This is a genomic window from Parachlamydia acanthamoebae (assembly GCF_000875975.1).
Lineage (GTDB): Bacteria > Chlamydiota > Chlamydiia > Chlamydiales > Parachlamydiaceae > Parachlamydia > Parachlamydia acanthamoebae.
In genome coordinates, this window is the sequence record NZ_BAWW01000002.1 from 230,579 (window position 1) to 244,240 (window position 13,662).

At 38.1% G+C, this 13,662-nt stretch carries 8 protein-coding genes and 3 tRNA genes; 8 read left to right on the top strand and 3 right to left on the bottom strand.

Going from position 1 to position 13,662, the window contains the following annotated elements; genetic code table 11:
- The first annotated feature begins 93 nt into the window (after nt 1–93).
- Nucleotides 94–2,172: a thioredoxin domain-containing protein gene (locus AOM43_RS01130; RefSeq protein ID WP_006340259.1), complete on the top strand. Its 2,079-nt coding sequence runs from the start codon at nt 94–96 to the stop codon at nt 2,170–2,172.
- 206 nt (nt 2,173–2,378) lie between these two features.
- Complete coding sequence (locus tag AOM43_RS01135; RefSeq protein WP_059358694.1) at nt 2,379–3,182, top strand: hypothetical protein; 804 nt, start codon at nt 2,379–2,381, stop codon at nt 3,180–3,182.
- 295 nt (nt 3,183–3,477) lie between these two features.
- Here AOM43_RS01135 and AOM43_RS01140 read toward each other — a convergent pair whose 3' ends face one another.
- Complete coding sequence (locus tag AOM43_RS01140; protein WP_059358695.1) at nt 3,478–4,599, bottom strand: hypothetical protein; 1,122 nt, start codon at nt 4,597–4,599, stop codon at nt 3,478–3,480.
- A gap of 733 nt (nt 4,600–5,332) precedes the next feature.
- Between AOM43_RS01140 and AOM43_RS01145 the strand changes: the two genes are divergently transcribed.
- Nucleotides 5,333–6,193, top strand: coding sequence for a hypothetical protein (locus AOM43_RS01145; RefSeq protein ID WP_059358696.1), 861 nt, complete (start codon nt 5,333–5,335; stop codon nt 6,191–6,193).
- Nucleotides 6,194–6,372: 179 nt separating this feature from the next.
- Here the strand turns inward: AOM43_RS01145 and AOM43_RS01150 are convergent, their stop codons facing one another.
- Nucleotides 6,373–8,532, bottom strand: coding sequence for a mechanosensitive ion channel family protein (locus AOM43_RS01150; RefSeq protein WP_013924944.1), 2,160 nt, complete (start codon nt 8,530–8,532; stop codon nt 6,373–6,375).
- Between the two features lie 130 nt (nt 8,533–8,662).
- On the opposite strand from AOM43_RS01150, the gene AOM43_RS01155 reads away from it, so the two are divergent.
- From AOM43_RS01155 to AOM43_RS01175, 5 genes are all read left to right on the top strand, one after another.
- Complete coding sequence (locus AOM43_RS01155; protein WP_059358697.1) at nt 8,663–10,918, top strand: Tex family protein; 2,256 nt, start codon at nt 8,663–8,665, stop codon at nt 10,916–10,918.
- Nucleotides 10,915–12,201, top strand: coding sequence for a 3-deoxy-D-manno-octulosonic acid transferase (locus tag AOM43_RS01160; RefSeq protein WP_006340254.1), 1,287 nt, complete (start codon nt 10,915–10,917; stop codon nt 12,199–12,201). Before AOM43_RS01155 ends, AOM43_RS01160 begins: the two co-directional genes overlap by 4 nt.
- Nucleotides 12,202–12,302: 101 nt before the next feature.
- Nucleotides 12,303–12,375 (top strand) — tRNA-Met (locus AOM43_RS01165).
- A 6-nt stretch (nt 12,376–12,381) separates the two neighbouring features.
- Nucleotides 12,382–12,454: transfer RNA gene (locus AOM43_RS01170), tRNA-Met, on the top strand.
- A 62-nt stretch (nt 12,455–12,516) separates the two neighbouring features.
- A tRNA-Met gene (locus AOM43_RS01175) sits at nt 12,517–12,589 on the top strand.
- A gap of 32 nt (nt 12,590–12,621) precedes the next feature.
- Here the strand turns inward: AOM43_RS01175 and AOM43_RS01180 are convergent.
- Nucleotides 12,622–13,314: an F-box-like domain-containing protein gene (locus AOM43_RS01180; protein ID WP_006340760.1), complete on the bottom strand. Its 693-nt coding sequence runs from the start codon at nt 13,312–13,314 to the stop codon at nt 12,622–12,624.
- Between the last annotated feature and the right edge of the window lie 348 nt (nt 13,315–13,662).

Here is a 13,662-nt window from a genome sequence, read left to right on the forward strand (position 1 = left end):
AGCCATTGAAAAATTTATAAATAAACATTAGGATCTGGCCAAATGCTAGCATAAAATAATTGACTACCAGGATAACAAAGGGGACATATCATCATGGTTGAGCATCATCTTTATACTAACCGACTCATCCATCAAAAATCTCCCTATCTTTTGCAGCATGCTCATAATCCAGTTGATTGGTATCCATGGGGAGATGAAGCTTTTTTAGCCGCAAAGGAAGCAGATAAGCCCATTTTTTTATCTGTCGGTTATGCAACTTGCCACTGGTGCCATGTCATGGAGCAAGAATCATTTGAAAATTTAGAAGTAGCTCAAGCCTTAAATGAAGCTTTTATCAATATAAAAGTGGACCGCGAAGAACTGCCAGAAGTAGACAGCCTGTATATGGAGTTTGCTCAAAGCATGATGTCTGGTGCTGCAGGCTGGCCGTTGAATGTGATTTTAACACCGGATTTATATCCTTTTTTTGCTGCAACTTACCTTCCCCCAGTCAATAGCCATGGACTCATTGGCATGCTTGAGCTTGTAGAACGAATTCATGAAGCTTGGCAAGGTGACGAACGGGAACGCATTTTGATGCAATCTGAAAAAATCGTTGAAGTTTTTGAACAGCATGTGCACACCTCAGGAGAACTGTTGCCACCTCCCGAAGTCATCGAAAAAACCATTGAGATGCTCATCAAGTTAGCAGACCCTGTTAATGGTGGAATGAAAGGGGCTCCCAAATTTCCGATTGCTTATCAGTCTGTCTTTTTGCTCCGCTACTCCATGGAAAAAAAAGATAGTCGGCCTTTGTTTCTTGTTGAACGAACCTTGGAAATGATGCGCAGGGGAGGTATTTACGACCATTTAGGTGGAGGTTTTTCTCGTTACAGTGTAGACGAAGCTTGGCAAATTCCTCACTTTGAGAAAATGCTTTACGACAACGCTCTTTTGGCAGATTGCTATTTTGAAGCCTGGCAAGCGACCCAAAATCCACAGTATAAAAAAGTCTGTGAGGAAATTTTGCATTATGTATTGCGAGATATGTCTCATTTTCGCGGGGGCTTTTATTCGGCTGAAGATGCCGATTCAGAAGGCCATGAAGGGCGTTTTTATACGTGGACTTTAGAAGAAGTTGAAGAGTTGCTAGGTGGTGAAAATGAAAGTGAATTATTTGTTCATTATTTTGACATTACTCCCGAAGGAAATTTCGAAGGGAGGAATGTTTTACACACGCCTTTAAGCCTAGAAGAATTTGCGAAAAAGATGGGAATGGATGCCCAACAACTGGATCTTCTGTTCACCGAACAAAAACATATTCTTTGGAAAGCACGAGAAAAAAGAGTTCATCCGTTTAAAGATGATAAAATTTTAACAGCTTGGAATGGATTGATGATTCAAGCGATGGCAGAAGCTGGTTGTGCATTTTGTGATCAACGATTTCTATCGGCAGCGCAAAATAGTGCCAAATTCATTAAGGCAAAACTTTGGAATGAGCATGGCTTATTGCGTAGATGGAGAGATGATGAAGCCATGTTTTCAGCTGGGTTAGACGAATATGCTTTCTTGATCCGAAGTTTATTGACTCTATTTGAAGCAGGTTGCGGTACGGAATGGTTACAATGGGCATTAGAGCTCAATGAAATTCTGAAGAATCAATTCAAAGCTTTAAATGGTGCTTATTATCAGACTAACGGGCAAGACCTTTCGCTTGTCATTCGGAAATGTCAATTTTCAGACGGTGCAGAACCATCCGGAAATGCGATTCAATGTGAAAACCTTCTCCGTTTATATCAATTGACGCACGATTACAGTTATCTAGAAGATGCAAATGACATTCTTCGCGGAGTTTGGAAATTTATGGAACACTACCCCCCAGGATATTGTTATCATATGATGAATCTCCACAAATACTATGCCAAAGATCAGCTGCCTACTATTACAATAGCACTCAATAGCAAGGATTCACATTTTCAGGAATTGCGTCAGAATTTTTATCAAAAATTTATTCCTCACAAAGCAATCATTTGGAGACGTCCGGATGATGAGTTACTGTTTAATCTTTTGCCTTTTGCTCAAGAACAAATCCCATTAAATGATCAGACCACACTTTACATCTGTTATGACCGACGATGTGATCATCCGTTGGTCAATCTTTCGGAAATGCTTGAAGCTATCGCAAAGCTTTGAGCTTATGGTATAAAACGATTTTATTGAGCATCTTTTTTTGAGAGATCTTTAAGAATTTCCTTGAGCTTTACCGAAAAGATTTGCTAGTATGTCGCATCGAGTATGTGAGTAACTTGCAGTAGCTCTGGGGCTTCTCACTCTTTGCGCAATCAACGCATATAATTAATTCGACGTCGACGAAACGATAAATAAGGAGAAATTTTTTTATGGCTATAAGTTTATATTCAAATCAACAATCATTCGCGAAGCTTATTGAAGAAGCAAGCAAACAACTCACAGGCCACAGTGAATTACGTCTTTCATCTGGACTAAAAGTAAGAAAAGCAGGGTATGGCTTTATTGAATGGCTTCGCTCTATTTTTGGTGCAGATTCCACACGGGGCTATAAAAAAACAGCAGCTAAATTGGAAGCTTTGGCCCTAAAAAGAAGTGCAGAAATACCTTTTGAAGGCGTTTTACGCGATCAATTTAATGAAGGTTATAAAAATATTTTAGGAAAAGTTTTGCATATTACAGAAAAAGATGATGGTTCCTTAGAAGTTGATGCAAAGCTTACTAAAAATGTAAAGAAAACTGAAGCGATTAAGAAACGTTTCACTGACTCGCTTGATAAGGTGAAAAAAATTGAAGTTACAGAAGAAGCGAAAGAGATTCAACGTAAACAATTAGATATTTTAGATGAATTAGAAGCTCTCAAAGCTAATAAAGCTGCAAAAGCTCAAGAGATTACAGGCAAGCACGAAGAAATTTCTCAACGACAAAAAGCGATTGAGGATCTTCAAGCGCTTGAAGATAAAGATGAAGACGCGATAGCTGCAGCTAAAGAGTCTTTAAAAGAATTAAGTGACCAGCTATCACGTTTAGAAGAAGAAAATGATGCGTTAGCTATTTCACAAAAGACTAAAGAAGAAGAGCGTACAAAAAATCATGCTGCTCTAATCGCATTTCAGGTGAAGAAAAAACCTGCAACGTCTAATACTAAACCTAAAGCAGATCCTAAAAAAGACTAATTTCTCATTTAGGTAAATGGATAACTCCTTCCTAGAAAGGGGTTATCCCTACTATCCTCTCCAAATTACCTTGCATCATGTTTTTATTATGAAAGTTTTTTGAATGAATGGTCCGTCTTTGACATTTCTGTTTGTGACAAATAAAAGTCTTATGCGAACTACTCCAAGATAGTAAAGCACAAAATGCCATCGAAGGGACGTTTTGCGCTCATACCTGTCCATTTCCAAAAGGTACAAGGTCTCCAAGAATCTCGTTTTTATGACAAAACGCCTTCTTTGGAAGAGAAAAAGAGCATTATATTTTACCTATACTCGTCTTTTTTTGATCAGAAACCAGAAGTACAATTTTTCTTACAGTTTCTATTGCTTCAGACTTTTGCGTAAAACCAGAGACACTTACTGAATACGTATTTAACTTTAAAAGAGTTTCCCGTTGCAATTCATTATTGTAATCTATGTTGTAAATGCTATTTTTAAAAACTTTCAAGATTTGCATCGACTCAAAAATCTCAATTATTTTTTTTACGCAACCTAATGTATTTAAGGGAGAAGCAACTATAGAATGTGAAAAATCTGGTAGCGATTGATGAGCTTTATCTAATTCATTTATATAATTATTTAAAAGAAGAGATTTAATCTTTTTGCGAAAAAAAGAGACGTCGTCTCCATAACCTAAAACAACGTCGTCAATAGGATGTTTAACAACATCAATCATGCCTAATTTAGATAAAACATTACCGTCATGAGTCCAAATGCCAAAGTGTTGAGATTTACCCATATAGCTATAAACAGCCAAATCTCCTGGAGATGGTTCTTTTACTTCTTCATAGCCCCAGCTTGCAAGATAATTTTTACTATCATTGAAAAATTCAGCAGGCCATTTAGCGAATTCTGAGTTAAATATATAGGGGAACGACTTTTCTTCATTAAGTAGATAGAAGGCGAAATCATAACAATATGAAACTCGCTTATTAGATATATATTCTTCATAATTAGACACTTCTGCTATCTGAAAATCTTCTTTAGAAAGAAAATGGTCAGGCTGTTTAATGACAAGAGGATTTTCATATAAAATTTGCTCAATTATTTCTTTAAATATGCCGCCAATTTTATTGAATAAATCAGATCGCAGTTGATGGTCATTAAGTTGAGAAATTACTTCATTGCTGATTACGTCTACTTTAGCTGAAATTCTTACTCCTTCTTCATGACTCAAATAGCGACCCACCTTATCTTTAAAGCGGTCAGCAAACCATTTAATTTTCTTTATTGCATCTGACTTTTGCCATACAGCGGGACTAATATTGGATTCAGATTTAGATGCGGTATCTTCGGCCAAAAAACGGTAGCTTGACGCAAGCTGTTCAACCGCTGACAAGCACGTTCTTCTTTCGTTTACAGGCAAATGGACACTCATAATATAACTCTTTTTATTAAAGTTTATAAAATTTAAAACACATCAAGAATTATTTTCTGTGTGCCAATATAATAAAGTTCTTATTTCTGAATTAACAGTAAACTAGAAAAAAACATAACATTCTCTAAATTTAAGAGTCTATAGCATTTTTCTTATTCCAGCCGTGGACCCAACATAGACATTAAATCACATGATATCACATATAAGCTATTTTGACATTGAAGCAATCGCCTACCCTATCCCTAGATAGGTGTGTAGTTGCTCGCCTAAAAGGCTATCATTTTGACTCATTTTGATCACAACAAGAAGTTGAAGATTGGCTTTAGACATTGAAAGACAAATTAAGCAAGTTTAGCAGGGACAAAAACCAGCACACACCTATTCTGAGCTCATTGATCATTTTATCAATAATGGAGTACTTAAATATCACTGCTCCGCTAAAGATTCAGTCCGTCATCTCAGTTATTGGAGAGAGACTAGAGAATTTTACAAATTAAGAATGTGTCAAATCTTTTATTAGACAATTTAACACCTTCGCCAATTACTTTATATTCATCTATAAAATGTTTCTTTCGATCACGTTTTGCGCATAATCAATTAATTTAAATTTAATTATGTAAGTATGGTTTTTGTGGGTTTTGTTTGTTTTTTTTGTAAAAATATAATTTACTTTATTATAAATGTTGTGTAAAATTATGTTTTACAAAAACTTTAATTAATAAAAGGTGTAATTATGAATTCTTTTTCTAGTTTAGGTGCTGATTCTATTTTAAATTCCAACTGCATTGATCATTTTAAAAAAATTGCATCTAGCGTAAAAGTGTATGGCACTGGCGAGGAAGTTGTTGATTGGCCACAATCACGTAAAATAGATAGAATTTTGTATCTTCATACACCTGAAGGGGAAAAACAGAGCTCTCTTTTAGACGATCTCAAACCCAAAAGTTGTGTAATTGATATGGGAGCAGGTCGCGGGATGTTTTTACTTGATTTAAAGAATTTGCAAAAAGACTTAAGTGTTATCGGAGTTGGAGTTACTAAATTAGATCAGAGAATAATTAATGATAATTTAACTGACAATGATTCTATTTATTATGGATATGTTCCTGAAATAACTGAATTATTGAGAAATCATTATCAAAGTGTTGATCTTATAATGGAAACATATGGCCCTTTGACTTACGCAGAGAATCCTTTACATGTATTAATTTTTATTGGGTTACTTCTAAATGAAAATGGTTCTTATTCCTGCATGTCATCTACGACATCAGAACTTCCCAAACATGTTTTTTCAACGAATGAAACTGTGGCAAAAATTGCCGATTTCTTTGAAGAAAATATGGGGATTAAACTTGAATTTTCTCAAAAAGAAATTGACTCTGAAGCTTATCCAGGCAAGCGTTGTACTGATTTTCAATTTCGAATGAAACCCATTAAAGATAATCCCATTTGGAAAAAACTTGGAGAAAATACTCCCGATACTATTTGGGATAGGCTCAAAAATGAAGCGGATCAAAAATTCGGAGAACCACAAAAAGAAGCTGCTTGGTATAGTGCAGGTGGATTTTCCATTTCTGCTAAAAAATATTTATAAAAACGGGAATAAAATAGTAAATTGAAATTCGTGGTTAAGTATTGCAATTTAGTGATCTATCTAAAAATCGCCAGAACTCTGGCCATGAATCCAATTTGCTGTTTACGGCATATTTTCTCAAATCTTATACATTGAGGAAGCCGAGTAGGCCCGTTTACAACGAACGGGCCTTTAAACTTTTATTGCTCTTGTGGTTTTGAGGGTTCAGGCATTGATACAATGCGGATATCCCTTTGTGGGAAAGGCATTGAAATCTGGTTTTCACGCAAAACAGTTTCTATCATACTTAAGTAAGTTGAAAGAACATTTTTTGCTTGGCGAGCTGCTCGCTCATCAATCCATACCAACAATTCTAAGTCCAATCCACTATCACCAAAGCGAGTTAAATAAACTGTGGGTTCTGGAATACCTGTTCTTAATAAGGTCAATGGTTCCTTTTTTGCGGCTTCTGTAATCAAACCAACAACAAGTTCTTTATCCGATCCATACGCGACACTGAAGGGAATGTGGATCCGTCGAAATGGATCGCTTAGAGTCCAATTTGTTACTTTTGTGGTGACTAGATCGGCGTTAGGGACCAACACTTCAATTCCGTCGGGAGTGCGTAAAATAGTGCTGCGGACATTGATCGCGCGCACTTCTCCTCTCACTCCATTTTCTAGCTCGATCACATCGCCAATCTTTAAGTTGCTTTCAAACAGAATAATCAAGCCAGAGACAAAATTATTAAAGATAGATTGTAATCCAAACCCTAATCCCACACCGAGTGCACCGGCTACAAGTAAAAGATTGGAGAAGTCGAATCCAATGGTCGAGAGTGCAATAAGAGTTCCGATTAGAAGAATCAAATAGTGAATCAAGCGATTGATTCGATAAAGAACAGATTGTTGAACACCCCGTCTTTTTGCTCCGATTGTGGTAAGCGCACTTACAACTAATCGAGAGACCCAAAATGTTAAAAATAAAATAGCCAAGAAGCGAAGGAGCGAAAACGTTGTAACGGGGTAGGTTCCTACGTAAAAGAGGGTGTGCCCCATTGATTCCACGAGAGAGGAATAAGTGGCCCCGAGGTAAGAAAAGAAACCGTTAATCCATTGAGTGTGCTGATTAACAAAAGGAGAGATGTTATCCTCAAAACTTTCCAAAAGGAAGGATGTATCCGATAGGGCGGCTTCAAGATTTGAAATGGACTGTAGGTTTTTTTTCCCAATATTTACCAATTCGTCATGAAGGTGACTGGAATCTTCTTTTTGTTTTTGATTCGAAGGCTCGGTTAGGCACAAGACTTGTTCATTTCTTTGGGAGATCCCTTCCGCGCGTTTTCGCCATTCTGCAAAAAGGTTTTCATCATTGTCTAAGGTTTGCCTCCACTCTTTTCCTTGCTGATTAAATGCTGCTAAAGTGCTTTCATCAGGGCTTTGCGTCACAAGTTTGGACAAATTAAACATCAGAGCTGCTTTGATATATTGAAGTTGAGCGCCGGCTTCTTCTATTGCTGCCTCGAATCCATGTAGAATGGAGAGTTGTTTTTTGACTTCGTTGACATCGCATGAATTGAGTAGGGAAGCTGTCATAAAATTGGAGTCTTTTGTACTGGCGATCTGCTTTCTTTCTTCCCATTCTTTTTGAGTAGCTAGCATTTGTTGTTCAAATTTTGCCACTTCGGCATGGCTACTGACCAAATGTTTTTCAGCAAAATCTTCTTCATTTTTACGTAAGCTTAAAACAGTTTTGATATTTTCGTAATTCTGATTAAGAATCTCTAAGCTTTTTTTATTTAACTCTAATTCAGTACGCGTAGCGATCCAGTCCAATCCTTGTAAAAATTTGCTTTCTGAATAGGTAGAAGACTTATCGTAGTTCAAGATTAGCTTATCGACTTTCTCTTGAATTTTTTGAATCAGCTGAATTTTTTGATCCCGATCTTCTTCTGTAATTTTGAGTTCTATCCGATTTTTCCCAAGTGCATGGTGAATATCAATTAAGCGATCGATCGAATAAGTTGCAGCCATTGGCGCGACAATTTCAAGGGGCTTTGCTTTTGCAGCCGCATCTTTTAAAGATTGAAGATTATTTTTGATGTTTTCCATCAACTTTTGCGCTTCTTCCTGATTCTCAGGTGAAAGCTGGTCGATTTGTTTTTTTAATGAACTAAAAAAATCTTCGATATGGTTTGACTGAAGATTGCCGGCGTGCTCAAAATCCTCCCACCATTTATGGGATAGATTGGCTGGATCAGGAATCTCTGTACGTGAAGTTGTTTCTAGATCATTTGCAGACAGAATTCCAAAAGTTAATGAAAAGATCAGATAAAATGGAAGGAACAGATTCATAATCATTTAATTTCTTTAGGTTACTTATTTAAATTAACAATTCAATGAGAAAGATCCCTTATCTCTCGCGAAATGTTGAAATCACAAAGGAATCAGAGTATACTGGATCTTTCCCAAGAATAGGAGAGTTAACCTCATGACACAATACATTTTTGATCCAATCGCACAATTAACAGAAGAACTTCAAATCCCAGCCCGAAACATCTCAGCCGTTATCCAGCTTCTTAAGGAGGGAAATACAGTCCCCTTTATTGCACGTTATCGAAAAGAGGTGACAGGGAATTTGGATGAAGTGCAGATTAGAGATGTTCAAGAGCGTTATAATTACTTAAGTGAATTGGAAGAGCGTAAACAAACAATTCTTCAATCGATTTCTGAACAAGGAAAATTGACGGACGCATTGAAAGCGCAGATTCTGGCGTGTCAGACAAAAAATGGACTAGAGGATTTATATCTTCCTTATAAGCCAAAAAGAAGAACGCGTGCATCTATTGCACGTGAAAAAGGACTCGAACCTTTAGCAGAAAAAATGCTGGCCCAGCCTATTGGAGAAAATGCTCTAGAGTTTGCTGCTTCTTTCATTAATGTGGAAAAAGGTGTTGAAACTGCTGAAGATGCTCTACAAGGAGCGCAAGATATTCTAGCTGAACAAATTGCAGAAACAGCCGCCATTCGAGCGCTTGTCCGTGAAGAGTTTGCGACAAGAGGAATGCTTGTTTGTCAAGTTGTGGAAGGCAAAGATCAAACGGCAACGAAGTATGAACAGTATTATCAATATCAAGAAAAAGTTGTGAACATTCCTTCCCATCGCTACCTGGCTATTCGCAGGGGTGAGCGTGAGGGAGTATTAGATTTTCATCTAGAAGTAGAAGGCGCACCTCTTTTACATGAAATTTCCCGTATTCTAAAATTAAATCTAGCTTCTTCTTATCATGAGTATCTGAGCTTGGCGATTGCCGATGGTTATAAACGCTTGCTCGTTCCGTCTGTTGAAACAGATTTACGTGTGGAATTAAAAGTGAAATCGGATCGCGATGCAGTGCATATCTTTGCTGAAAATTTGCGCAATCTTTTACTCAGCGCTCCCCTAGGTGAGCACAGTGTAATTGGTGTTGACCCTGGTATTCGCACGGGATGTAAATGTGCAACCATCGATGCCACAGGGAAATTTTTGGACAACATGACCATCTATCCTTTTACTGGAGATGTTGAAAAAGCTGCTCGTGATTTTCTTGCGTTTCTAAATAAACATTCTCCGTTTGCGATTGCGATCGGAAATGGGACGGGTGGAAGAGAAACAGAGGCTTTTGTAAGAAAAATATTATCAGACCACGGTAAGGGTTCGGTCTTAGTTATTTCTGTCAGCGAAGCTGGTGCTAGTGTTTATAGTGCATCCGATGTCGCTCGGGAAGAGTTTCCTGATCTCGATTTAACTGTACGAGGCGCAATTTCTATTGCGCGCAGATTACAAGATCCTCTTGCAGAACTTGTTAAAGTCGATCCTAAAGCTATTGGAGTTGGACAATATCAACACGACGTATATCAGCAGCTTTTACACGATCAACTATCGCAAGTTGTGGAAAGTTGTGTAAACCATGTCGGCGTAGAACTGAATACAGCAAGTGCTCCATTACTCTCTTATGTGTCAGGCATTGGAGCCTCGGTCGCTACTAAAATTGTCAAATATCGGGAACAGTTTGGTGCTTTTAAAAAGCGTCAGCAACTGTTATCTGTGCCAGGACTAGGACCTCGGACTTTTGAGCAAGCCGCGGGATTTCTCCGTGTAAGGGGAGGGGAACACCCACTTGATGCTTCGGCCGTTCACCCTGAGCGTTATTCCCTAGTCGAGCAAATGGCGCAAGATTTACAGATTCCTTTAAATGAACTTTGTTCCAACGTGAATTTGGTTAAACAAATTGATTTAAAGCGTTATGTAACCGATCAGGTTGGATTACCCACGTTACAAGATATTGTGGAAGAGCTTAAAAAGCCCGGAAGAGATCCTCGCGCCAGCTTTGAATCTGCAAAATTCCGTGAAGATGTTTTAACTCTCCAAGATTTAAAAGAGAAGATGCAGCTAGAAGGCATTGTCACAAATGTAACGGCATTTGGGGCTTTTGTGGATATTGGTGTTCACCAAGATGGCCTGATTCACATCTCAGAATTATCAGACCAATTCATTAAAGATCCTTCAGAAGTTGTGAAAACAGGGGATAAAATTAAAGTGACGGTTTTAAGCGTGGATATTGAGCGGAAGCGGATTTCCCTTTCGGCTCGTTCACAAAGTGGATCTGCACCAAAAAGTCTAGCCACTAAAGGCAAAGAGTTTAATCGGCAAGCTCCCAAACCCGCTCCTAAGAAATTTTCTAACAACCCCTTTGCTAATTTATGAAAAAATGGCATGTGATTTTATACGAGTGCGCCCTGGCAATAGCCGGGGTCTGTGCACTACCTTGGCTCATTTACCAAGCGATTTTCAAAAAAAAATATCGAAAGAGTTTTTGGAAACGACTGGGATGGGGCTTTCCCGCTATTCAAAAAGAACAGCGAACTGTTATTTGGATGCATGCTGTTTCAGTCGGAGAAACAAAAGCTATTATAGGTTTGGCAAGATTATTTAAAGAGCGCTTTTCCAATTCTCTTTTGATTATCTCATCCATTACAGAAACGGGACATGAAGAAGCACAGCGCAGCCTGCCTTTTGCGGATCATCATGTTTATCTGCCCTTTGATTTTGGATGGATGATTAAGCCGATCATCAAAAGAATTTCCCCTGACATTGTGATCCTGTCTGAAACAGATTTTTGGTTTAATTTTTTGCATCAGGCCAAACAATCTGGGGCGTTTCTTTCTGTTGTGAATGGAAAATTATCTGAGCGGTCTCTAAAAAGATACCAAATGCTCGGATCCTTTTCTCTGTTTTCGCTATTTGATTTATTTTGCTTACAGAATACTCAGTATCAAAATCGGTTTTCCTCTTTAAACATCCCTCTAACCAAACTCAGTGTGACGGGTAATTTAAAATGCGGGACTATGCTACCACGTCTTTCAGAGCAAGAAATTGTCGATTGGAGGGAAAAGCTAGGGTTTTCCACACAAGATCTTGTCCTAACAATCGGATCTACGCATGATCCAGAAGAGCGAGAGCTTTTAGAGCAATTACAACCGCTTTTACAAAAGTTTCCACAGCTTAAGATTTTGCTAGTCCCTAGACATCCAGAAAGATGTGAACAGGTTGCGCAATTGTTACATCAATCTGATATTCCTTATGAAAGGTATAGTGCAAATGCATCTAAAGAACAGGCCAGAGTCCTACTGGTGGATGCCATGGGGGTTTTGCTGAAGTGCTATCAATTATCAGATGTTGCTATTGTAGCGGGTAGTTTTATCGAGAAGGTGGGAGGACATCATATCTTAGAACCTTCCTACTATGAAGTGCCCGTGTTATTCGGTCCGCATATGCATTCTCAAAGAGAATTTGAGGCGCTTTGCCTTGAGCATGGAGCCGGTCTTCAAGTCAATTATGAAGATATTGCACACTCGGTTGAAATGCTTTTAAATGATGAAGCCTTACGTAAAAGCATCGGAAAAAAGGGATTTCAATTGATGCTAGAACTGCAAGGTGCGCACGAAGTCACATTTAAAACGCTGCAACAGCATCTTAAACGCATTTAAACGCAATTTGAGCAACTATTTTTTCTTTTTTTTTATTTTACTTGAATCTAAATGTGATTCTTTGTTATGTTGTTATTTCTTGATCGTTAAGATCGTGTTATCGCGGGGTGGAGCAGGGGTTAGCTCGTTGGGCTCATAACCCAAAGGCCGGAGGTTCGAATCCTTCCCCCGCTATTTTGTGGCGGTATAGCTCAGTCGGTAGAGCAATGGAATCATAATCCATGTGTCGTCGGTTCAAGTCCGGCTGCCGCTAAATCGTTTTAAGTCCGAATGATTAATCTAACCTATTAATCAGCAAGTTCGGCAATCATTTATCGCGGGGTGGAGCAGGGGTTAGCTCGTTGGGCTCATAACCCAAAGGCCGGAGGTTCGAATCCTTCCCCCGCTATTTTTCCCCTAATCACCAATCCTACTCATTCTTCAGTCAATTAGCTCTTCATCCTTTGTTTTTTTTCTAAAGCTAACTTCACCGGAAACTAATTCATCATTTTCAAATTTTCCTTGCATGATATAGGTATGCCCGATGATTTTGCCTTCAATTAAGGAATCATTGCAGAATTTTCCTTCACAGATCTCATTGTCTGATGACGTTTTATAGCCCTCGATCAATTTTCCATGCAAAAATTGGCCTCTCCAAATGTCGCCATCTGCATAAAAAATCGTTCCTCTACCATTTAATCCTCCTTTGCTTTCGTTAAATGTTCCTTCGCAAATACCACTAGAATAAGTACAAAGATTTTTTAGCTTGGCAAGTTCATTTTCAATCTTCTGGATGATGATCGAATTTTGACCGTGATCCATGAGGTATTGACAGGCTTTTTCCCATTCTCCGATATGGGCTTTTTTGACTATCAAGGAGGGATGCCAAACAGTGATTTCTCTGTGAGTAAGTAATCTTCTCTTCACGTCTTTCTCAAAAATATAAAATCTCTTGGCAAAAGCCTGAATTTTTAAACTCTGATCTGATGCAATCGCTTGCAATGTTTGACATGTCCCAGCTAGAAGAGCCAGCGTTTTAAGATCACAGTATGAAAATATGAAAAGCTGCAGCTTACTAGGGAGTTCAAGGAATTTTTTTTGAGTCTCTTGTTGAGTGTGGATGTCAGAAATCATTGTCGTGTCCTCATAGTTCGTTGGTTCGGTATTCTTTTGCGAATACAAACATCGCTGAATAAGTTCAAGAATTCCTTCAAGGGTAGATTGGATGAGGGCTTACACAGGCAAATGTGAATACTGTTTTTTGTATCAAACTAAACAAATTATGCTTATAACAGAGTGTTTATCTGGAAATTTTTTCTTAATAATAAACCCACCCAAGTTGCGTATAACTAACCCAACTCTCGTAGTTATACGCAACTTGGGTTATTTAATGATAAAAACCATTTAGAATCTTTAATTTTTCTTATTCGAGAATTTCTTATAAAAAGGCTCCAATTAGATCTTCACCCAAAAAAGTTGATT